We start from the raw sequence: 21,344 nt of genomic DNA, 5'->3' as shown, positions 1-21,344 counted from the left end.
TTTATGCAGATCAAGCATTCTACCGCAGCGCGCCTGCTTGCATCGGGCTTTGCGCCGGAGCAACGGTGAAATTTGCCGGCCCTGGACGAATCGGCCGCCGCTTTCTTGTTACAGATGATACGGCTGCGAATTACCTGTGACCGGCATCGGGTGGCAATCTGCCCGCATGGCCCGCACCGTTGCCGGGCCCGTTACGGGACAAAGGAGAGGGCATCATGAAACGACTCATCAAATTGCTGGTGGTCGCTGGCGTGGCGGCGGCCACCTTGTCGGCCTGCGTGGTGGTGCCGGTCGGCCCGCCGCAGCCGCATTACTACCGGCCGTATTACGGGCCGGGGTATTACTACGGGCGGTAAGCGGCCTGATCGGGATGGGGATGTCCGCCAGGCAATACAGGGCGGATTTGTCCCAATCCATTTGCATGACTGCGCATGGCGGCAGCCGGTATTCCGGTCGCCGCCATGTGTTTTTCACTGCTCGCTCATGACGCTTCGTCGCATGGCGCTGGCGCGGCGCCGGTTATGACGCGATATTGGCGCATTTCGATTTCTACGGACGAAAGTGAAACCGCCATGTCGCCGACAACCTTGAAGGCCATCCATCTGCTGGGGGCCGTGCTCTTCCTTGGAAACATCATCGTCACCGCCTTCTGGAAAACGCTGGCCGAGCGCACTGGCGAGCTGGCCGTGATCCGCTTCGCGGTGAAGGCGACCAACTGGGCGGATGTGGTTTTCACGCTGGGCGGCATCGTCTTGCTGGCTGCGGCGGGCCATATGATGGCGCCGGCGTTTGGCGGCGTCGCGGCCAGCTTCTGGCTGAAAACCGCTTATGCGCTGTTCGTCGCCACCGGCGTGCTGTGGCTGACGGTGCTCATTCCCGTGCAATGGAAGCAGGCGCGCCTGCTCAATGCCTTGCCGGCGGGGGCTGCGGTTCCGGCCGCCTATCGCGGGCTGGCGCGGGTATGGGCGGCGGCCGGATCGCTTGCGACCTTGATGCCGTTGGCGGCGGCCTGGCTGATGGTGGCCAAGCCGGGCTGAAAACCTGTTTACATTTGCTTGAAGAGGTGGGCGAACAGCCGGCTGACCGCCAGTTTTTCGGGGCGGTTGCGCAGCAGCAGCGATAACTTGCCGGTCTCGTCGCGCACCGCGGCCTGCACATGGCGCACCTGCACCACCGTGCCCCGGTGGACTTGCCAGAACCGCTGCGCATCGAGCTGGGGGATCAGTTCGCGCAGGCTGCTGCGGATCAGCGCTTCGCCGTCGGCGGTCACGACATTGACGTATTTGTCGGTGGCTTCGAAATACAGCACATCGTCGACCGGGATCATGCGCACCTGGTTGCCGACCGCGGCGCGGATGATGTCCAGGCGCGGCGCCGGCGGCGGTTCTTCCGCGTCGTGCGCAACCAGGCGCCGCAATTGCGCCAGCGCGCGCTCCAGGTGCTCGTCCGGGGCGCTGGCGGCGCGCTGTTGCAGCAAGGATTGCAGGCGCTGCACCGTGGTCGCCAGGCGCGCATCGTTGACCGGTTTCAGGAGGTAATCCACCGCGGCTTGCTCGAAGGCTTGCAGCGCATAGCTGTCGTAGGCGGTGACGAACACGATCAGCGGAAACGGGGTCGCCGGCGGCCAGGCGTCGGCCAGCTCGCGCGCCACCTCCAGCCCGCTGCGGCCCGGCATGCGGATATCCAGGAACAGTACATCCGGCAGCAGGGCCAGCGCCTGCTCCAGCGCCGCGATGCCATTGGCGGCGACCGGCACCGTGCCCAGTTCCGGCCAGGCGCGCGCCAGCGCCTGTTGCAGCGCCGCGGCCAGCAGCGGTTCGTCTTCGGCGATGAGGGCGGAGATGGATGGCATGGCGCTCGTCTTCAATGGCCGGCGATGCGCATGCCCTTGGCGGGGCGGTGCACCGCCTTGAGCGCCCTGAGCGGGATCGTGATTTGCGCCATGGTGCCGGCCGGCACGTTGTGGGTGAGGATCAGCTCGGCCAGCGGGCCGTAGAGCGTGGACAGGCGTTCGCGGATGTTGTCCAGGCCGAAGTGCAGGCCGATCTCCGGTTCTTTCCTGCCGGTCAGCGCCGCCAGCTCGGATTTGGGGGAAGGGCTGTTGAAGCTGATGCCGGTGGCCAGCCCGACGCCGGTGTCGAGCACGCTCAGCACCAGCATATCCTGGTGCAGGGCGGCGCGCACCGTGCAGTTGCCGCCCTCGATCTTGGGCTCCAGGCCGTGCTTGATGGCGTTTTCCACCAGCGGCTGCAGCAGCATCGGCGCCAGGCGCAGGCGCCCCAGTTCTTCCGGCAGTTGCAGCGTATAGGACAGGCGCATGCCCATGCGCAGCGACATCAGCCCGAGATAGGCCTTGATCAGGTCGAATTCCTTCTTCAGCGAAGTGCTGTCGGCGCGCGATGCCGATAGCGTGGTGCGCAGGTAGTGGATCAACTGGTCCAGCATCTGCTGCGCGCGCAATGGTTCGGAGCCGATCAGGGTTTGCAGCGTGGCCAGGGTGTTGAACAGCATGTGCGGTTCGATCTGCGCCTGCAGCATCTGCAATTGCGCCTGTACCGCCTGTTTTTCGACCTGGCTGGCATGGGCTTGCAGCGCGGTCATTTTTCCGCGATTCCAGAAGAAGATGGTCGCGCCGAAGCAGGCCAGGAAGGTCAGCACGATCACGCCGATGATGTTGTCGCTGCGCTCGGGCAGGAGGGACAGCACCGGTTGCCCAATCAGGTAGCTGGCCAGCAGGCGTCCCAGCAGCACCGACAGCGGCGCCAGCACGAGCAGCGAGAGGGCGAAGCCGAGCTTGTGCGGTTCGCCGGCGCCCCAGATCGCCAGCCGCGTGCCGTTGATCAGCAGCATCGCCAGGATGCCGATGCACATCGCCACTTGCAGGTTTTCGTAGAAACCGCCGCCGATGCGCATGAGATAAGTCACGGCCAGCGCGCACATCAGGTTGATGACGAGCGTGGGCACAAGCGATTTCACCAGTTCGCGCAATAGCAGGACCAGGCGGGGCGGGACGGAAGTGTCTTGTTGATTCATTCGTTCAGGCGGTTCGGGTAAGGCCGGTAAAGCGCGACGCCATCAGCCCCCGGGCAAGGATGTCAGCGATGGCGGCGCAATTCGCGCTCCACCATCGCCTGCTTCCAGCGGGCGGGGAAATCGGCGAAAACGCTCAGGGCGTGAAATAGTACCCCGATTCCCCATCCGAGTAGCGGTCCGAGGCTCCACAAGACGTGGCGCGAGGTGCCCAGGTTGAGTATGATCCGGGTCGCAGGCGCCAAGATGCGCCCGTGGCCGCGCCGGCGCCAGCGGCCGGCGACGAAATGCCGGAGCGATGGCGCAAAGCGCGGCCAGCGCGGCGCCATCTGCGCCATGCGCCGTATCGATAACGGAGAACGATCATGTGGCCCTATCCCAAGGTACTCGCCCATCGCGGCGGCGGCACGCTGGCGCCGGAAAACACGCTGGCCGGTTTTCGCGCCGGCCTGCAGTTCGGCTATCGGGCGGCGGAGTTCGATGTCATGCTGACCCGCGATGAAGTGCCGATCCTGATGCACGACCCCCAGCGCGGCCGCACGCTGCCGGGCGTCGGGCAGATCGCCGAGACCGACTGGGCGCAACTGCGCGAGCTCGACGCCGGCGCCTGGCATGGCGCGGCCTTCGTCGGCGAGCGCATCTGCACGCTGGAGCAGGGGCTGGATTTCTGCATCGGGCATGGTATCTGGATGAACGTCGAGATCAAGCCCGGCGCCCCGGCGCAGGCGGCGCGCACCGGTGAGCTGGCCGCGCTGGCGGTGGGGCGGCGCTTCAGCGCGGCGCTGGCAGCCTGGCGCGACGACCCGGCGTCGGCCCGGGCGGCCGCGTTGCCGGTGCTGTCTTCGTTTTCTTTCGACGCGCTGATGGCGGCCAAGGAGGCCGTGCCCGACCTGCCGCGCGGTTTTCTGGTGGACGCGATTGCCGACGACTGGCAAGCGCGCCTGCAGCAATTGCAGGCGATCGCCCTGCACACCAACCATCGCAACCTCACTCCGGACCTGGCGCGCCAGGTCAAGGAAGCCGGCTATGCCTTGTTCTGCTACACGGTCAATGACGCGGCGCGGGCGACGCAGATTCTGGGCTGGGGCGTGGATGCCTTCTGCACGGATCGTATCGACCTGATCCGCGCGGAGCCGGGGTGAAATGGACGGCAAATCCTGTTCTTACCGGAGGACTGGATGCGGGATGGGCTGGTTATGATCATCCTGCAGTTCGCATCAGGACGGAAGGGATGCCGACGTTGTCAACGTCCCGAAAAGAAAGTGCGTTAAGGGGACACAAGGCCGGCTAAAGAGCGCGCCGGTGGACTTGTGGAGAACATAACACTGAGATGAGGAAAACGATGAAGATCAATAAACTGCTGGCTGCCGTACTCGTTGCCGCCTTCGCCCTGCCGGTCATGGCACAGCCTGCACCGGCCCCGGTTCCAGCGCCGGCGGCCGAAGCGCCGGCAGCCAAACCTGCGCCGAAGCACAAGAAGCACGCGAAAAAGCACAAAAAGCATAAAAAGCACGCCAAGAAGGCGCAACCGGCGCTGCCCATCAACAAGGGCGCCTGATCGCGGCTTGGTCGCATTGATGCCGCACGGCCGGTATGCCGGCGGCAAGCAAGGATAGAAGGAAGGGGAAGGCTGGCTGTTAAGGATCCGGGTGGCGCAATGCAGCGCACCGTCCGGAGAGGCCGAACCTGTGACCCGCCGGGATTTTCCGGCGGGTTTTTTTTCGCCGGCGTGCTGCCCGGCATCCTTGCCTGGTGGCCCGGATCGTCCGCAGCCGTCGGCCGGGCAGTGTCTGGCGGGCAATGCCCCTGAGGGGCGGCGCGCTTGCCTGTTGCGTGCGGTATCGCGCGCAGTATCACGTATAATCGCCGATTCGCAATCACTTTTTGCACCGTTTTTTACCAGCCTTCGAACCATGAACTCAGCCGAAATTCGCGACAAGTTTCTGAAATTCTTTGAATCCCAAGGACACACCATCGTCCGCTCGTCCAGCCTGGTCCCGGGCAACGACCCGACCCTGCTGTTCACCAATTCCGGCATGGTTCAGTTCAAGGATGTGTTCCTCGGCACCGACAAGCGCAACTACGTGCGCGCCGTCTCGGTGCAGCGCTGCCTGCGCGCCGGCGGCAAGCACAACGACCTGGAAAACGTCGGCTATACCGCGCGCCACCATACTTTCTTCGAAATGCTGGGCAACTGGTCCTTCGGCGACTACTTCAAGCGCGAATCGCTGAAGTGGGCCTGGGAACTGCTGACCAAGGTCTACGGCCTGCCGGCCGACAAGCTGTGGGCTACCGTCTACGAGACCGACGACGAAGCCTACGACATCTGGACCAAGGAAATCGGCGTGCCGCCCGAGCGCGTGGTGCGCATCGGCGACAACAAGGGCGCGCCGTATGCCTCCGACAACTTCTGGCAGATGGCCGAGACCGGCCCCTGCGGCCCCTGCTCGGAAATCTTCTACGACCACGGCCCGGACATCTGGGGCGGCCCCCCGGGTAGCCCGGACGCCGACGGCGACCGCTACATCGAGATCTGGAACAACGTGTTCATGCAGTTCGACCGCCAGATCGATCCCAAGACCGGCGAATACGTGCTGACCCCGCTGCCGGCGCCTTGCGTCGACACCGGCATGGGCCTGGAGCGCCTCGCTGCGATCCTGCAGCATGTGCACAGCAACTATGAGATCGACCTGTTCCAGGCGCTGATCAAGGCTGCCGCGCGCGAGACCAATACCTCCGACCTGGCCAACAATTCGCTCAAGGTCATCGCCGACCACATCCGTGCGACTTCCTTCCTGATCGTCGATGGCGTCATTCCTGGCAACGAAGGCCGCGGCTACGTCCTGCGCCGCATCATCCGCCGCGCGCTGCGCCACGGTCACAAGCTGGGCCAGACCAAGCCGTTCTTCTACAAGCTGGTCAAGGACCTGGTGGCGCAGATGGGCGCGGCCTATCCGGAATTGCCGGAAGCCGCCGCGCGCGTCGAACAGGTCTTGCAGCAGGAAGAAGAACGTTTCGGCGAAACGCTGGAACACGGCATGAAGATCCTGGAAGCCGCGCTGGCCGCCAACACCGGCAAGCTGGACGGCGAGACCGCCTTCACCCTGTACGACACCTACGGTTTCCCGCTGGACCTGACCGCCGACATCTGCCGCGAGCGCGATGTCGCGCTGGACGAGGCCGGCTTCACGGCCGCCATGGAGCGCCAGAAGAGCACCGCGCGCGCGGCCGGCAAGTTCAAGATGGCGGCCGCCATCGACTACAGCGGCGACAAGACCAGGTTCGTCGGCTATGAGTCGCTGGCGCAACAAGCCAAGGTGATTGCGCTGTATGTGGCCGGCAGCCCGGTGCAGAAGCTCGAGGCCGGCCAGGACGCCATCGTGGTGCTTGATGCCACGCCGTTCTATGCCGAGTCCGGCGGCCAGAGCGGCGACGCCGGCGTGCTGGAAGCGTCGGGCGGCGCCCTGTTCGCCGTGGCCGATACGCAAAAGATCCAGGCCGACGTGTTCGGCCACCACGGCCAACTGGTCAAGGGCAGCCTGGCCGTGGGCGACACCGTCGCCGCCAGGGTCGACGCCGACCAGCGCGCGCGCACCATGCGCAACCACTCGGCCACTCACCTGATGCACAAGGCCTTGCGCGAAGTGCTGGGCAGCCATGTGTCGCAGAAGGGTTCGCTGGTCGATGCCGACAAGACCCGTTTCGACTTCAGCCACAACGCGCCGATGAGCGCCGAGGAAATCCGCCGGGTCGAAGAGATCGTCAACCGCGAGGTGCTGGCCAACGCCGCTACCAGCGCCAGGCTGATGGGCTATGACGACGCCATCGCCGCCGGCGCCATGGCGCTGTTCGGCGAGAAGTACGGCGACGAAGTGCGGGTGCTGTCCATCGGCACCTCCACCGAACTGTGCGGCGGCACCCACGTGGCGCGCACTGGCGATATCGGCCTGTTCAAGATCGTTTCCGAAGGCGGCGTCGCCGCCGGCATCCGCCGGGTCGAAGCCGTCACCGGCGAAGGCGCGCTGGCGCTGGTGCAGTCGCTGTCGAACCGCGTGGCCGAAGCCGCCGCGGCCCTGAAGACCCAGCCGGAAGAACTGCTGCCGCGCATCGGCCAGGTGCAGGACCAGGTCAAGGCGCTGGAAAAGGAACTGGCCGCGTTGAAATCCAAGCTGGCCTCCAGCCAGGGTGACGAACTGGTGAGCCAGGCCGTCGACATCAAGGGCATCAAGGTGCTGGCCGCGACGCTGGAAGGCGCCGATGTCGCCACCCTGCGCGAGGCGATGGACAAGTTGAAGGACAAGCTCAAGACCGCCGCCATCGTGCTGGCTTCGGTCAAGGACGGCAAGGTCAGCCTGATCGCCGGCGTCACCGCCGACGCCACCGCCAAGGTCAAGGCCGGCGAGCTGGTCAACTTCGTCGCCCAGCAGGTCGGCGGCAAGGGCGGCGGCCGTCCCGACATGGCGCAAGCCGGCGGCACCGATCCGTCCGGCCTGCCCGGCGCGCTCAAGGGCGTGGCCGACTGGGTCGGCGCCAAGCTTTGATCGATCACGGGGTGCGCGCATGAGCGATTTCAAATTCTGTCCGGTCTGCGCTGCCGACCTGGTGCTGCGCGCCGATGAGGGCGAAGCCGGCAAGGTGAGGTTGGGTTGCCCGCAGGGGCATTGGACCCATTGGGACAATCCCCTGCCGGTGCTGGCCGGGCTGGTTGAAATCGACGGCAAGATGCTCACCGCCCGCAATGCGGCCTGGGCCGAAGGGCGCTTCGCGCTGATCACCGGCTTCATGGAGCGCGGCGAGACGCCGGAAGAAGGCATCGCGCGCGAGATCAAGGAAGAGACCGATCTCGACGCCCGGGAGATCAGCCTGATCGGCGTCTATGAATTCATCCGCAAGAATGAGTTGATCATCGCCTATTACGTCAAGGCGACCGGGGTCATCAAGCTGTCGCCGGAACTGCTCGAATACCGCTTGTCGGATCCGGCCGATTTGCGCCCCTGGCCGGCCGGGACCGGGCATGCGGTGGCGGACTGGATGCGAGCGCGCCAGCTGCCGGTGCAATATGTGGAATTCGCCGGTTCGACGACGCCGATCGCTACGCCGGAAGTCTCGCACTGACGCGGTTTAGTTGCTTTTGCACAAGCTTAGTGCGGCGAATACAACAGTTCTTGTGCGATGCATCAACTCGGCGCATCTTTGCAGTAGAATCGCTTTCGTTGTGTTCCATATTGAGTCGCTGTAATGACCATAGAATTTCACCGGGAATTGGATGCGCGCGGTCTGAACTGTCCGCTGCCGATACTCAAGACCAAGAAGGCGCTGGCTGACATGTGCAGTGGCCAGGTATTGAGGGTTACCGCCACCGATACCGGTTCAGTGCGGGATTTCCAGGCCTTTGCCAAGCAAACGGGCAACGACCTGTTGTCGCAAGTGCAGAACGAAGACCACGAGTTCATCTTCTTCATGAAACGCAAGTGAGAGGCGGGCCGCTGGCTCGCCGGTGCGCTTGGCGTGGCTGATTTGAAAATGCCGCCCGATGCAGATCGGGCGGCATTTTTGTTTGTTGTCGCGAGTGCGCCAAACAGTTGCAATTCATCGCCGTCGCTTGCACGGCGACGCTAGCCAGGCGAACTACCTTCCGGGGCTTCAAAACTCCGGATGGAAGCTCTCCGCCCTGGCGATCGGCCAGAATTTCTCATACACCTGATACCGGTAGTTGCCATCCAGCAGATCGTTGGGTTGCAGGTACTTCAGCACGGTCGACATCAGCTGGACCTCGTGGTCGTTGATGCGCCGTACGATATGGTGCGGGCGCAGCGCCGAGGTATGCGGCAGGCCGGCGGCCTGCACCAGTTCCTGCAGCGCATGCAGTGTGCTCTGGTGGAAACGGTAGACGCGTTCGGCCTTGTCCGGCACCACCAGGGCGCGGGCGCGCGTGGCGTTTTGCGTGGCCACGCCGGTCGGGCAGCGGTCGGTGTGGCAGCTTTGCGACTGGATGCAGCCCAGGGCGAACATGAAGCCGCGCGCCGAATTGCACCAGTCCGCCCCCAGCGCCAGCGTGCGCGCCAGGTCGAAGGCGGTGATGATCTTGCCGGATGCGCCGATCTTCACCTGGTCGCGCAGGCCGATGCCCACCAGCGTGTTGTGCACCATCAGCAGGCCTTCCTGCAGCGGCATGCCGACGTGGTCGACGAACTCCAGGGGCGCGGCGCCGGTGCCGCCTTCGGAGCCGTCGACGGTGATGAAGTCGGGGACGATGCCGGTCTTGACCATGGCCTTGGCGATGCCGAAGAATTCCCAGGGATGGCCGATGCACAACTTGATGCCGACCGGCTTGCCGCCGCTGCGCAGGCGCAGCTTTTCGATGAATTGCAGCAGGCCGATGGGGGTGGAGAACGATGAATGGGTGGCCGGCGAGATGCAATCCACGCCCATCGGAATGCCGCGGGTGGCGGAGATTTCCGGGGTGATCTTGGCGGCCGGCAAGACGCCGCCGTGGCCGGGTTTGGCGCCCTGGGACAGCTTCACTTCGATCATCTTGATCTGCGGCGCCTGTGCCTGGGCCGCGAATTTCTCTTCGTCGAAGCTGCCATCGGCGTTGCGGCAGCCGAAGTAGCCGGAGGCGATCTGCCACACCAGGTCGCCGCCGAACTCGCGGTGGTAGGCCGAGACCGAACCTTCGCCGGTGTCGTGCGCGAAGTTGCCTTTCCTGGCGCCGTGGTTGAGCGCGCGGATGGCGTTGGCCGAGAGCGAGCCGAAACTCATGGCGGAAACGTTGAACACCGACATCGAATACGGTTGCGCGCGTCCGGCTCCGACCGTCACGCGGAAGTCGTGGCTGGCGATCTGCGTGGGTGACAGCGAATGGCCTATCCACTCGTGGCCGCCTTGCTGCATGTCGAGCTCGGTGCCGAAGGGGCGGCTGTCGACATCGGCCTTGGCGCGCTGGTAGACGATGCTGCGTTTCTTGCGCGAGAACGGCCGGCCGTCCATTTCGCCTTCAAAGAAGTACTGGCGAATCTCCGGCCGGATCGATTCGAATATGAAGCGGAAATGCCCGATCAGCGGATAGTTGCGCAAGACCGCGTGCTTGCGCTGGAGCAGGTCGCGGATGCCGATCCCGGAGAAAACCAGGGGCAGCAGCATCCAGCCCCAGCTGATGTACTGGCCCGCGGCCAGCAGCGCCAGGGCGGTGGTCAGGAGGATGGCCAGCCAGAATACGAAATAACGATTTGCCCACATGATGAAAGTCCGCTCGTTGTTGTCGTTGAGCCGATGCCGCCGGCGATGTTTGCAGGATTCTAACGCCGCTGCAGAGCTCCCGCTTGCCTCGAATTGAGGGGTCTTTCCGGCCGACTTGCCCAAGCGGTGGCGTTGAATGCCGCTGCCGCGCGGTGTTCAGGCTAATGGCATCTTTATTGCTTGGGTGAACCAGTACAACGAAGCCGCCTGGGGAAGGTGGGCAATTGATAACTTTTACTTGCGCTGCGGGATGAGACACGCAATGTTTTTATGAAAACAGCAGCTTCACCGGTTATTTCCGACCACGACAACACGCCTGTCCAATCGATTCCACGCTCACCGCGCCTGTTGGAGACCCTGCTCGCCAATCTGGACGGCGTGGTTTACCGCTGCCGCGACGATGCGCAATGGACCGTGGAATTCGTCAGCGAAGGCAGCCTGCCATTGACCGGGTATTTGCCTGAAGAGCTGTTGCTGAACCAGCGCATTTCCTTCTTTGAGCTGGTTCATCCCGATGACCGCCAGATGGTGCGCGCGCATGTCGACGATTGCGTGCGCTTGCGCCGTCGCTTCGATGTCGAGTACCGCATCGTGCATGCCGAAGGCGCCATCCGCTGGGTGTGGGGGCGCGGGGTCGGCATCTACAATGCCGCCGGCGAGGTCGAGGCCCTGGAGGGCTTCATGCAGGATGTGACCGAGCGCAAGGAGGCGGCGCAGGCGTTGCAGGAGGCCGAGCGGCGCTATCGCAGCATCTTCGAAAACGCCATCGAAGGCGTTTTCCAGACCACGCCCGATGGCACCTATATCGCCGTCAACCCGGCATTGGCGCGCATTTACGGCTATCGGTCGCCGGAAGACCTGATCGTCAGCCTGCGCGATATACGCCACCAGCTCTACGTCGAGCCCGATCGCCGCAGCGAGTTCATGCGCTTGATGGAAGAGCATGGTTCGGTCTCCAATTTCGAATCGCGGGTCTACCGGCGCGACGGCGACATTATCTGGATCTCCGAAAACGCCCGGGCCGTCTATGGCGACGCCGGCGCCCTGGTGTTCTACGAAGGCACGGTGGAAGCCATCACCGAGCGCAAGTTGTACGAGGCCGAGATGCGCCACCAGGCCACGCACGATGCGCTGACCGGGTTGCCCAACCGCAATATGCTGCATGACCACCTGCAGCGCGCCATCCAGAGCGCGCGCCAGAAGGGCGGCCTGACCGCGGTGGCGTTCGTCGACCTCGACCAGTTCAAGTACATCAACGACAGCCTGGGGCACCAGGTCGGCGACGAGTTGCTCAAGACGGTGGCGCAGCGCCTGCTGTCATGCCTGCGCGACAGCGATATGGTGGCGCGCCAGGGCGGCGATGAGTTCGTGCTGGTCTTGCAGAACCAGACCGAGGGCGAAGCGGGCATTGCCGAGGTCATGCAGCGCATCCTGGCGGCGGTGTCGCGCCCCTGGCAGGCGGGAGACCGCGAGTTCCACATCACCTCCAGTATTGGCGTGAGCCGCTATCCGGCCGACGGCAGGGATGTCGAAACGCTGCTCAAGAAGGCGGATTCGGCGATGTACAAGGCCAAGGAGCAGGGGCGCAACAACTTCCAGTTCTTTGCGCCATGGATGGATACCCAGGTCAGCAATCGCCTGGAAATGCTGATCAGCCTGCGCCGCGCACTGGACCAGCAGGAATTCAAGCTGTTCTACCAGCCCAAGTTGAGCCTGAAGGATGGCCGCATCATCGGCGCCGAGGCGCTGATCCGCTGGGAGTCGCCGGAGCAGGGCATGGTGGCGCCCGACCGCTTTATCCCGTTCGCCGAAGAGGCCGGGCTGATCGTGCCGATCGGGGAATGGGTGCTGCGCACGGCTTGCCGCCAGAACAAGGCCTGGCAGGACGCCGGCCTGCCGCCGATTCCGGTGGCGGTGAACCTGTCGCCGCGCCAGATGAACCACGCCTTGCCCGAATTCGTGGCCAACGTGCTGGCCGAGAGCGGCCTGTCGGCCTCCTGGCTGGAGCTGGAAATCACGGAAAACGTGGTCATGAAGGATGCCGAGAAGACCGTGGCCACCTTGAACACGCTCAAACGCCTTGGCCTGCAGATATCGGTGGACGATTTCGGCACCGGCTATTCCAGCTTGAGTTACCTGCGCCGTTTCCCGGTCGACGCCTTGAAGATCGACAAGTCCTTCGTGCGCGACATCGCCCGCGATGCCGATAGCGCGGCCATCGTCAAGGCGGTGATTTCGCTGGCGCATATCCTCAACCTGAGGGTGATCGCCGAAGGGGTGGAGGATGAGGAGCAGCATGCATTCCTGCGCGAGAACGGGTGCGACGAAGTGCAGGGTTATTACTTTGGCAAGCCGATGGCGGTAGCGGACTTCACCGAGCGCCTGCGCCAGGAAGCGTTGCGGCGGAGTGAAGGCGGCGATGCTGACGAAGCCCTGACGGGAGGCTGCAAATAATTGTGTAGGCGCAGCAACAAGCGCCATGCCCGGAAATCTTTGTGCTACACTCCACGCAGTACTTTTTCAACTTTGCGCCAGACCGCCGCAACCTGTGCGGCCAATAATGGCACCATGACGCAAAGTCGATAGTTGAAATGGCGCAGATCGGCCGTCAGCAATCAGCGACATGACGGCTTGGCAAAAGCGTGATACCCCCGCGATGCCGATTTGCCCGGGTCTTAATTTCCAGCTCATTCAATCTCCTATAAGTCGGGCACCGGAAAGCAGCACCAACAGCATCAAGCACAGCGCAGCAGGTTTGCGAGTGACGGTTCCTTGGGCGGCGCCGCGGATTGGCGCAACCATGCCGCCGGGCTCGGTGCAAGCCAAACTTTTGTTTAACAAGACGCACAAGAGTCGTACATGAATATTGCAGAGGCGAAGAAAGTCCTCGAAACCGCATTGCTTTGCACGCATGAGCCTTTATCGATCAATGACCTGAAAAAGCTGTACGCCGACCCGGATAGCGACCAAGCCAGCGAGATCACTGCTGATGTCATCCGGCAATTGCTCGAAGAGCTGCGTGCGGACTGGGCGGACAAAGGGGTGGAAGTGGCCGGCCTGTCGACCGGCTGGCGCTTCCAGAGCCGTCCGGAGATGAAGGTCTATCTGGAGCGACTGAATCCGGAAAAACCGCCGAAATACACGCGCGCCACGCTGGAAACGCTGGCCATCATCGCCTACCGCCAGCCGGTGACGCGCGGTGACATTGAAGAGATCCGTGGTGTCGCTGTCAATTCGCAAACCATCAAGATGCTGGAAGACCGCGGCTGGATCGAGTCGATCGGCCATCGCGACGTGCCGGGACGCCCGGCCCTGTTTGCCACGACCCGCAAGTTCCTGGACGACCTGGGATTGACTTCGCTGGAAGAGTTGCCGCCGTTGCAGTCGGTCGGCGGCGAAGCGGCGGTCCAGGGGGCGCTGCTGGAATTGCAGGCCTTGGAAGGCAGCGGGGCGGCCGCGCTGGAAAGCGCGGAAGAAAGCGCAGCGGGTGCGCTGGAGCAGGATGGTCAGCTGGAGCTGGGCGAGCAGTTGCCTGCCGAGGATGCCATCGACGCCGTCGCTGTCGCGCAGCCCGAAGCAAACGCCGAAGCCGTGCCGGAGGATGGGGAAATGGCCGGCCAGGCGTCGCATATGGAACAAACGGAACAAACGCAAGAACCTTTTGGACAAGACGTTGCCGTAACAGGCACAGACGCCCTCGAGACCGCCGATGAAGCGGCCGGCGTGCACATCGACACCACTGACCAGGCCGCTGAGCGGGAAGATAAAGCCGAGCCGGGTCTGCACAATCAAGATTCGAAGAATGAAACCAATTAGTCCCAAAGACGAGCAAAGCGCTGAGCTTGCCGCGGCTGATGCTGCCGCGACCGAAAAGCCGGTGAAAAAACGCACCCGCAAGGCTGCAGTCGCGGCGCCTGCCGAAGCCGGCGCGCCTGTGGCGGCGGTCGAAGCCGAGGCGCCGGCGCCCAAGAAGCGCGCTCCCCGAGCCAAGAAGGTCGTGAGTGAAGAGGCTGCTGCTCCGGCTGAGGTTGTTGCGGCGCCTGCCGACACGGCAGCGCCGGAGAAAAAGCCGCGCGCCGCCAAGCCGCGCGCGAAGAAGGCCGACAAGGCCGAAGAGCCGGCGCCGGCCAAGCCTGCCAAGCAACTGAGTCTGGCGATGGACGTGCCGGCCCAGGAGCCGCCCAAGGTCATCGTCACCGTCGGCGAAGAAGTCGTGGCGCCGCCGGTGTTGCTGGATGCCCCGACTGATCCGAACCGGACCAAGCCGGCCCGCCGCGGCGTGCGCGGTCCGCGCGCCCTGCGCAATAATCGTGCGGCCCAGCGTGCCGAAGCCAGTGCCCAGCAAAAAGGCGGCGTGCCCGAGGCAGGCGCTGTCCAGGAGCCGCGCGGCCAGTTCAAGGGGCCGAACCCAAACCACGGGCAGCAGCCAGGCAAGAAGGTTTTCGACAAAGGGCACAAGAAGCCCAAGGCGCCGCAGCTGGGCCTGCGCGCGGCCGAGCCGTCGGACGACATTTTTTCCTTCGTTACCTCGGAAGCCTACGACCGGGAAGACGGCGGCAAGAACCAGAACCGTCATCCGCACCAGTTGCGCGGCAAGAATGGCCGCCGCGACCTGACCGCCGAGGACGATGCGCCCAAGCTGCACAAGGTGCTGGCCGACGCCGGCCTCGGTTCCCGCCGCGACATGGAAGAGCTGATCGTCGCCGGCCGCGTATCGGTCAATGGCGAACCGGCCCATATCGGCCAGCGCATCCTGCCGACCGACCAGGTCCGCATCAATGGCAAGCTGCTGCAGCGCAAGGTCTCCAAGCGTCCGCCGCGCGTGCTGGTCTATCACAAGCCGGCCGGTGAAATCGTCAGCCATTCCGATCCGGAAGGCCGCAATTCGGTCTTCGACCGCCTGCCCACGATGAAGGCGGGCAAGTGGCTGGCCGTGGGCCGACTTGACTTCAATACCGAAGGCCTGCTGCTGTTTACAACCTCCGGCGATCTGGCCAACCGCCTGATGCACCCGCGCTACAACATCGAGCGCGAATACGCGGTGCGTACGCTGGGCGAGCTGGAAGAGGGCATGCGCCAGAAGCTGCTGCACGGCGTTGAGCTCGACGATGGCCTGGCGCAGTTCTCGCGCATCGCCGATGGCGGTGGCGAAGGCGTCAACAAGTGGTATCGGGTGACCATCGGCGAAGGCCGCAACCGTGAAGTGCGCCGCATGTTCGAAGCGGTCGGCCTGACCGTGTCGCGCCTGATCCGTACCCGTTACGGCGCGATGACGCTGCCGCAGACCTTGAAGCGCGGCCGCTGGGAAGAGCTGGAAGAAAACGCCGTGCGCGGTATGCTGGCCGCCTGTGGCCTGGAAAAGCCGGGCGGCGGCGAACAGCGGGCGGGCGGCAATCCCAAGAACGCCGGCCCGCGCGGTAACCAGATGCAAGGCAACAAGGGCGGCCCGCAACAGCGCGGCCGTGGCAATGGCGGTAACGGCAATGGCAATAGCAATAGCGGCAATGGTGGTAATGGCAACAGCGGCGGCGGCAACAAGGGCGGGCAGCAGAAGAGCCGCCAGCCTGATCCGCTGCAAACCGCGCTGGGTTTCCCGGACATCGGTGGCCAGCGTCGCCATAATCGTCCGCAGCGTGGCGGCGCCGGTAACTTCGCGTCGCCAGGCTTGTCTGGCATGGCGCGTCGCCGTACGCGCTGATGATCCTGTTCCGGGCGTTTTTGATTGCCGCAAGGTAATCGAGGCGCCTGGCGGGTTTGCGAGGCACCTTTTTCGGGCGTTTTTGTCGCGCCCGGCGCATTTCATCCCAATCTTGAATTGCTGCGCATACCGTAATCGAGTATAATGCGCAAGTTAAACGCAACCGCCGCGAATCGCATATGTGCTAATTCATTGAAAGATCCGCCTTTGCCATGAGTTAGATGGATGTAGGGACGGTTCGCGTGATGTGATCTCAGTGTTGCGTGAGAGATAACAAAAGATGGGCGGATGCCCATTTTTTTTTTGCTGAACAGATTCGACATCGGCGCCGCAGGGCGGATTGCGCCGGCGTCTACTACGGAGAAATAGTCTTGCAATTGCTGGAGTTGATTGAATCCACCCTGTCGGGTATGGGCTACGAGCTGGTCGAGTTCGAGAAGGCGGCGCGCGGTCTCGTGCGCGTCTATATCGACTTCCCGTTCGACCCCGCGGCCGAAGAGGCGCGTTCGATCACCGTCGAGGATTGCGAGAAGGTGACGCATCAGCTGGTGCACGTCTTCACTGTGGAGAACGTGGCCTATGAGCGTCTGGAGGTTTCCTCGCCAGGGCTGGACCGGCCCCTGAACAAGCAGGCGGACTTTGTCCGCTTTGTCGATTGCGAAGCGATCGTCAAGTTGCGTGTGCCGATGCCGGGCACGGCCAACCGCAAGAGCTACCAGGGCATGCTGCGCGAGCCCGAGGGCGGGAACCTGATGCTGGAATTTGAAGCAAACGATGGGTCGGCAGCCGTATTGAGTTTTACGCTGGCTGATGTGGATAAGGCACACCTGGTGCCACAGGTCGATTTTAGGAGTCGCAAAGGATGAGTCGCGAAATTTTGTTGTTGGTCGATGCACTGGCACGCGAAAAGAACGTCGATAAGGAAGTGGTCTTCGGAGCGCTGGAACACGCGCTGGCCCAGGCCACCAAGAAGCGCTATGAAGGCGAAGTCGACATTCGCGTATCGATCGATCGCGAGAGCGGTGAGTTCGAGTCGTTCCGCCGCTGGCACGTGGTGCCCGACGAGGCCGGCCTGCAACTGCCCGACCAGGAAGTGCTGCTGTTCGAAGCCAAGGACCAGTTCCCGGATATCGAAGTCGATGAATACATCGAAGACCCGATCGAATCGGTCGAGTTCGGCCGCCGCTTCGCGCAGGATACCAAGCAGGTGGTCTTGCAGCGTATCCGCGACGCCGAGCGCGAGCAGATCCTGGCCGATTTCCTGGCCCGCGGCGATGCCCTGGTGACCGGCACCATCAAGCGCATGGAGCGCGGCGATGCCATCATCGAATCGGGCAAGATCGAAGCGCGCCTGCCGCGCGACCAGATGATCCCGAAGGAAAACCTGCGTATCGGCGACCGTGTGCGCGCCTTCATCCTGCGCATCGACCGCAGCGCCCGCGGCCCGCAGGTGATCCTGTCGCGCACCGCGCCTGAATTCATCATGAAGCTGTTCGAGCTGGAAGTGCCGGAAATCGAACAAGGCTCGCTGGAAATCAAGTCCGCCGCGCGCGATGCCGGCGTGCGCGCCAAGATCGCGGTGTTTACCGCCGACAAGCGCATCGACCCGATCGGCACCTGCGTGGGCATGCGCGGTTCGCGCGTGCAGGCCGTGACCGGCGAACTGGGCGGCGAGCGCGTGGACATCGTGCTGTGGTCGGAAGACCCGGCGCAATTCGTCATCGGCGCACTGGCCCCGGCCAACGTCACCTCGATCGTGGTGGATGAAGAGAAGCACGCCATGGACGTGGTGGTCGACGAGGAAAACCTGGCCATCGCCATCGGCCGCGGCGGCCAGAACGTGCGCCTGGCGGCGGAACTGACCGGCTGGCAGATCAACATCATGACCGCCGAGGAATCGGCCGACAAGTCGGCGCTGGAAACCGCGTCGATCCGCGCGTTGTTCATGGAAAAGCTGGACGTCGACCAGGAAGTGGCCGACATCCTGGTCGAGGAAGGCTTCTCGACCCTGGAAGAAATCGCCTACGTGCCGATCAACGAGATGCTCGAGATCGAATCGTTCGACGAAGAAACCGTCAACGAACTGCGCAACCGCTCCCGCGATGCCCTGGTAACCGAAGCGATCGCTTCCGAAGAAGGCCTGGAAGGCATGGACGAGGAACTGATCAATTTCGACGGTCTGGACCGTGTGCTGGCCGGCAAGCTGGGCCTGGCCGGCGTGAAGACGCTGGCGGCCTTCGCCGGCCTGGCGTATGACGAGTTCGGCGCGATCCTGGCCCTGCCGTCCGAGCGCGCGCGCCAACTGATTGAAAATGCATTTGAAGATGTGACCGACGATGAAATGAAGCTCATCGATGCCAAATACGATGAGCGCGCCAAGGCGTTGCAGGCCAAGGCATGGAGTGCGACCGAAGCCAATTGAGGCTTCGCATCACTTCACATCATCTGCCGAGCCACATAGAAAAGAGGACTGAATGGCGAGTACCAACGTTGCCCAATTTGCCACCGAGCTGAAAATGCCCGCTGATCTGCTGTTGACCCAGCTGCGTTCGGCCGGGGTCGAAAAGAGCTCCGAATCCGACGCCCTGTCGAAGGAAGACAAGGACCGCCTGCTTGAACACCTGCGCCGTTCGCGTGGCGCCTCGCCGGAAGGCGAGAAGAAAAAGATCACGCTGACCCGCAAGGAAACGACCGAGATCAAGCAGGCCGATGCGACCGGCAAATCGCGCACGATCCAGGTGGAAGTGCGCAAGAAGCGCACCTTCATCAAACGCGACGAACCGACGCCGGAAGAAACTTCGGCGCGCGCCGCGGCGGTTCCGCACGAGCAGGCTGAAACCCCGGCCGAGGTGCAGGCGCGGCAGGAAGAGGAAGCTCGCCGTCAGGTCGAATTGAAGGCCCAGGAAGAGCGCCTGGCGCAACTGGAGGCCGAACGCGCCGCCCAGGCCCAGGCTGCCGAATTGGAGCAGCAGCGCGCGCGCGAAGCCGCCGAGGCGGAAGCCGCCCGTGCGGCCGCTGAGGCTGCGGTTGAAGCCGAGAAAGCCAAGGCTGGCGCGCAGGCCGCGCAGGCCGCGCCGAATCCGGCCGAGGAAGAAAAGAAGCGCGCCGCGGCCGAAGAAGCCAAGAAGAAGGCGGCCGAAGCCGCCAAGGTAGCCGCCGAACGCGTTGCCGCCGCCGAGCGCGCGCGCAAGGCGGTGGAAGACGAAGTGGCGCAGATCAAGGCCATGATGAATGCGCCGCGCCGGGTCGTGAAGGCGCCGGAACCGGCGCCGGCTGCGGCCAAGACCTCGGAAGGCACCTTGCACAAGCCGGCCGACAAGAAACCGGGCGACAAGCCGGCGGACAAGAAGCCGGCAGTCGTGGCGGACAAGAAGTCGATCAAGTCGGCCAATGTCTCCTCGACCTGGCAGGACGACGCCAAGAAGCGCGGCACCGGCATGAAGGCCCGCGGCGCGACTGGCGCCGGCGGTGGCCGCGACGGCTGGCGCTCGGGCCCCAAGGGCCGTCGCCATTCGCATAATGACGACCAGCGCGAAAGCAATTTCCAGGTGCCCACCGAAGCCGTGGTGCACGACGTGTACGTGCCGGAAACCATCACCGTGGCCGAAGTGGCGCACAAGATGGCGGTCAAGGCATCCGAGGTCATCAAGCACCTGATGAAGCTGGGCCAGATGGTCACCATCAACCAGGTGCTGGACCAGGAAACCGCGATGATCGTGGTCGAGGAAATGGGCCACCGCGCGCATGCCGCCAAGCTGGACGACCCGGAAGCATTGCTGGTCGAAGGCGAAGAGCATACCGACGCGGAAGCGCTGCCGCGCGCGCCGGTGGTGACCGTGATGGGCCACGTCGACCACGGCAAGACCTCGCTGCTGGACTACATCCGCCGCACCAAGGTGGCGTCGGGCGAAGCCGGCGGCATTACCCAGCACATCGGCGCATACCACGTGGAAACCCCGCGCGGCATGATCACCTTCCTGGATACCCCGGGCCACGAAGCGTTTACCGCGATGCGTGCCCGCGGCGCCAAGGCGACCGACATCGTCATCCTGGTGGTGGCGGCCGACGACGGCGTGATGCCGCAGACCAAGGAAGCGATTGCCCACGCCAAGGCCGGCGGCGTGCCGCTGGTGGTGGCGATCAACAAGATCGACAAGCCGGGCGCCAACCCCGACCGCGTCAAGCAGGAACTGATTGCCGAAGAAGTGGTGCCGGAAGAATACGGCGGCGACGCCCCGTTCATCACGGTATCGGCCAAGACCGGCGAAGGCATTGACTCGCTGCTGGAAAACGTCCTGCTGCAAGCCGAAGTGCTGGAACTGACCGCGCCGACCGACGTGCCGGCCCGTGGCCTGGTGATCGAAGCCAAGCTGGACAAGGGCCGCGGCCCGGTGGCGACGATCCTGGTGCAGTCCGGCACCTTGAAGCGCGGCGATGTCGTGCTGGCCGGTTCCGCCTATGGCCGCGTGCGCGCCATGCTGGACGAGAACGGCAAGAACATCAGCGAAGCCGGCCCGTCGATTCCGGTCGAGATCCAGGGCCTGACGGAAGTGCCGTCGGCCGGTGAAGAAGTGCTGGTCATGACCGACGAGCGCAAGGCGCGCGAAATCGGCCTGTTCCGCCAGGGCAAGTTCCGCGACGTCAAGCTGGCCAAGCAGCAGGCCGCCAAGCTGGAAAACATGTTCGAACAGATGAGCGAAGGCGAGGTCAAGAACCTGCCGATGATCATCAAGACCGACGTGCAAGGTTCGCAGGAAGCGCTGGTGCAATCGCTGCAGAAACTGTCGAACGCCGAAGTGCGCGTCCAGGTGGTGCATGCGGCAGTCGGCGGCATCACCGAAAACGACGTCAACCTCGCGGTGGCATCGAAGGCGGTCATCATCGGCTTCAACACCCGTGCCGATGCATCCGCACGCAAGCTGGCCGAAGCCAACGGCGTCGACATCCGCTACTACAACATCATTTACGATGCGGTGGACGAGGTGAAGGCGGCGATGTCGGGCATGCTGGCGCCGGAAAAGCGCGAACAGGCGCTGGGCCTGGTGGAAATCCGCCAGGTGTTCGTGGTCAGCAAGGTCGGCTCGATCGCCGGCTGCTACGTGCTGGAAGGCCTGGTCAAGCGCGGTTCCCAAGTCCGCCTGCTGCGCAACAACGTGGTGGTGTGGACCGGCGAACTGGATTCGCTCAAGCGCTTCAAGGACGACGTCAAGGAAGTCAAGTCGGGCTTCGAGTGCGGTCTCTCGCTCAAGGGCTACAACGACATCGAAGTGGGCGACCAGCTCGAAATCTTCGAAGTGCAGGAAGTGGCGCGTACGCTGTAATTCCGGGGCCGCCGGCGGGACAATCCCGTCGGCGGCCGCGCCAGCAACGCGCTTCC

18 protein-coding genes are annotated in these 21,344 nt (G+C 64.0%); 13 read left to right on the top strand and 5 right to left on the bottom strand.

Features of this window, described 5'->3' with window-relative positions; genetic code table 11:
* Positions 1-215: 215 nt before the first annotated feature.
* The gene (locus AC07N6_RS12100; RefSeq protein WP_494783210.1) at positions 216-356 is read left to right on the top strand and encodes a hypothetical protein; all 141 of its coding nucleotides are present in this window, start codon (positions 216-218) and stop codon (positions 354-356) included.
* 216 nt (positions 357-572) lie between these two features.
* Positions 573-1,037 (top strand): DUF2269 family protein, encoded by a 465-nt coding sequence (locus AC07N6_RS12095; RefSeq protein WP_494783211.1) that lies wholly within the window; start codon positions 573-575, stop codon positions 1,035-1,037.
* Positions 1,038-1,045: 8 nt separating this feature from the next.
* On the opposite strand, the gene AC07N6_RS12090 is transcribed toward AC07N6_RS12095, so the two are convergent.
* The 3 genes from AC07N6_RS12090 to AC07N6_RS12080 all read right to left on the bottom strand — a co-directional run bounded on the left by AC07N6_RS12090 (position 1,046) and on the right by AC07N6_RS12080 (position 3,368).
* Positions 1,046-1,852, bottom strand: a complete 807-nt coding sequence (locus tag AC07N6_RS12090; protein ID WP_494783212.1) for a LytR/AlgR family response regulator transcription factor — start codon at positions 1,850-1,852, stop codon at positions 1,046-1,048.
* Between the two features lie 11 nt (positions 1,853-1,863).
* Positions 1,864-3,033 (bottom strand): sensor histidine kinase, encoded by a 1,170-nt coding sequence (locus tag AC07N6_RS12085; RefSeq protein ID WP_494783213.1) that lies wholly within the window; start codon positions 3,031-3,033, stop codon positions 1,864-1,866.
* A gap of 62 nt (positions 3,034-3,095) precedes the next feature.
* Positions 3,096-3,368 carry a 2TM domain-containing protein gene (locus AC07N6_RS12080; RefSeq protein WP_494783214.1) on the bottom strand — a complete coding sequence of 91 codons (273 nt, stop codon included), beginning with the start codon at positions 3,366-3,368 and terminating at the stop codon, positions 3,096-3,098.
* Between the two features lie 27 nt (positions 3,369-3,395).
* On the opposite strand from AC07N6_RS12080, the gene ugpQ reads away from it, so the two are divergent.
* The 5 genes from ugpQ to AC07N6_RS12055 all read left to right on the top strand — a co-directional run bounded on the left by ugpQ (position 3,396) and on the right by AC07N6_RS12055 (position 8,505).
* Positions 3,396-4,172 (top strand): glycerophosphodiester phosphodiesterase, encoded by a 777-nt coding sequence (gene ugpQ / locus AC07N6_RS12075; protein ID WP_494783215.1) that lies wholly within the window; start codon positions 3,396-3,398, stop codon positions 4,170-4,172.
* A 200-nt stretch (positions 4,173-4,372) separates the two neighbouring features.
* Positions 4,373-4,588, top strand: a complete 216-nt coding sequence (locus AC07N6_RS12070) for a hypothetical protein (protein ID WP_494783216.1) — start codon at positions 4,373-4,375, stop codon at positions 4,586-4,588.
* A gap of 355 nt (positions 4,589-4,943) precedes the next feature.
* Positions 4,944-7,571, top strand: coding sequence for an alanine--tRNA ligase (gene alaS / locus AC07N6_RS12065; RefSeq protein WP_494783217.1), 2,628 nt, complete (start codon positions 4,944-4,946; stop codon positions 7,569-7,571).
* 19 nt (positions 7,572-7,590) lie between these two features.
* Positions 7,591-8,145, top strand: a complete 555-nt coding sequence (locus AC07N6_RS12060) for an NUDIX domain-containing protein (RefSeq protein WP_494783218.1) — start codon at positions 7,591-7,593, stop codon at positions 8,143-8,145.
* A gap of 123 nt (positions 8,146-8,268) precedes the next feature.
* Positions 8,269-8,505, top strand: a complete 237-nt coding sequence (locus tag AC07N6_RS12055; RefSeq protein ID WP_050469046.1) for a sulfurtransferase TusA family protein — start codon at positions 8,269-8,271, stop codon at positions 8,503-8,505.
* Between the two features lie 168 nt (positions 8,506-8,673).
* On the opposite strand, the gene AC07N6_RS12050 is transcribed toward AC07N6_RS12055, so the two are convergent.
* Positions 8,674-10,269 carry an FMN-binding glutamate synthase family protein gene (locus AC07N6_RS12050; RefSeq protein WP_494783219.1) on the bottom strand — a complete coding sequence of 532 codons (1,596 nt, stop codon included), beginning with the start codon at positions 10,267-10,269 and terminating at the stop codon, positions 8,674-8,676.
* 270 nt (positions 10,270-10,539) lie between these two features.
* On the opposite strand from AC07N6_RS12050, the gene AC07N6_RS12045 reads away from it, so the two are divergent.
* On the top strand, positions 10,540-12,723 hold the full coding sequence (locus tag AC07N6_RS12045; RefSeq protein WP_494783220.1) for a putative bifunctional diguanylate cyclase/phosphodiesterase: 2,184 nt from the start codon (positions 10,540-10,542) through the stop codon (positions 12,721-12,723).
* Between the two features lie 66 nt (positions 12,724-12,789).
* On the opposite strand, the gene AC07N6_RS12040 is transcribed toward AC07N6_RS12045, so the two are convergent.
* Positions 12,790-12,960, bottom strand: a complete 171-nt coding sequence (locus AC07N6_RS12040) for a hypothetical protein (RefSeq protein ID WP_494783221.1) — start codon at positions 12,958-12,960, stop codon at positions 12,790-12,792.
* Positions 12,961-13,128: 168 nt separating this feature from the next.
* On the opposite strand from AC07N6_RS12040, the gene scpB reads away from it, so the two are divergent.
* From scpB to infB, 5 genes are all read left to right on the top strand, one after another.
* On the top strand, positions 13,129-14,085 hold the full coding sequence (scpB, locus tag AC07N6_RS12035; RefSeq protein WP_494783222.1) for an SMC-Scp complex subunit ScpB: 957 nt from the start codon (positions 13,129-13,131) through the stop codon (positions 14,083-14,085).
* Entirely contained in the window at positions 14,072-15,967 is a 1,896-nt protein-coding gene (gene rluB / locus AC07N6_RS12030) for a 23S rRNA pseudouridine(2605) synthase RluB (RefSeq protein ID WP_494783223.1), read from the top strand. The genes scpB and rluB overlap by 14 nt, the downstream gene beginning before the upstream one ends.
* A 371-nt stretch (positions 15,968-16,338) precedes the next feature.
* On the top strand, positions 16,339-16,833 hold the full coding sequence (rimP, locus tag AC07N6_RS12025) for a ribosome maturation factor RimP (RefSeq protein WP_494783224.1): 495 nt from the start codon (positions 16,339-16,341) through the stop codon (positions 16,831-16,833).
* Complete coding sequence (nusA, locus tag AC07N6_RS12020; RefSeq protein WP_494783225.1) at positions 16,830-18,389, top strand: transcription termination factor NusA; 1,560 nt, start codon at positions 16,830-16,832, stop codon at positions 18,387-18,389. Before rimP ends, nusA begins: the two co-directional genes overlap by 4 nt.
* A gap of 52 nt (positions 18,390-18,441) precedes the next feature.
* On the top strand, positions 18,442-21,288 hold the full coding sequence (infB, locus tag AC07N6_RS12015; protein ID WP_494783226.1) for a translation initiation factor IF-2: 2,847 nt from the start codon (positions 18,442-18,444) through the stop codon (positions 21,286-21,288).
* Positions 21,289-21,344: the final 56 nt, after the last annotated feature.

The organism is Herbaspirillum sp. GW821-FHT09A12, assembly GCF_059418325.1.
The sequence above is the reverse complement of the archived record's forward strand: the minus strand, read 5'-3'. Positions and strand labels throughout refer to the sequence as shown.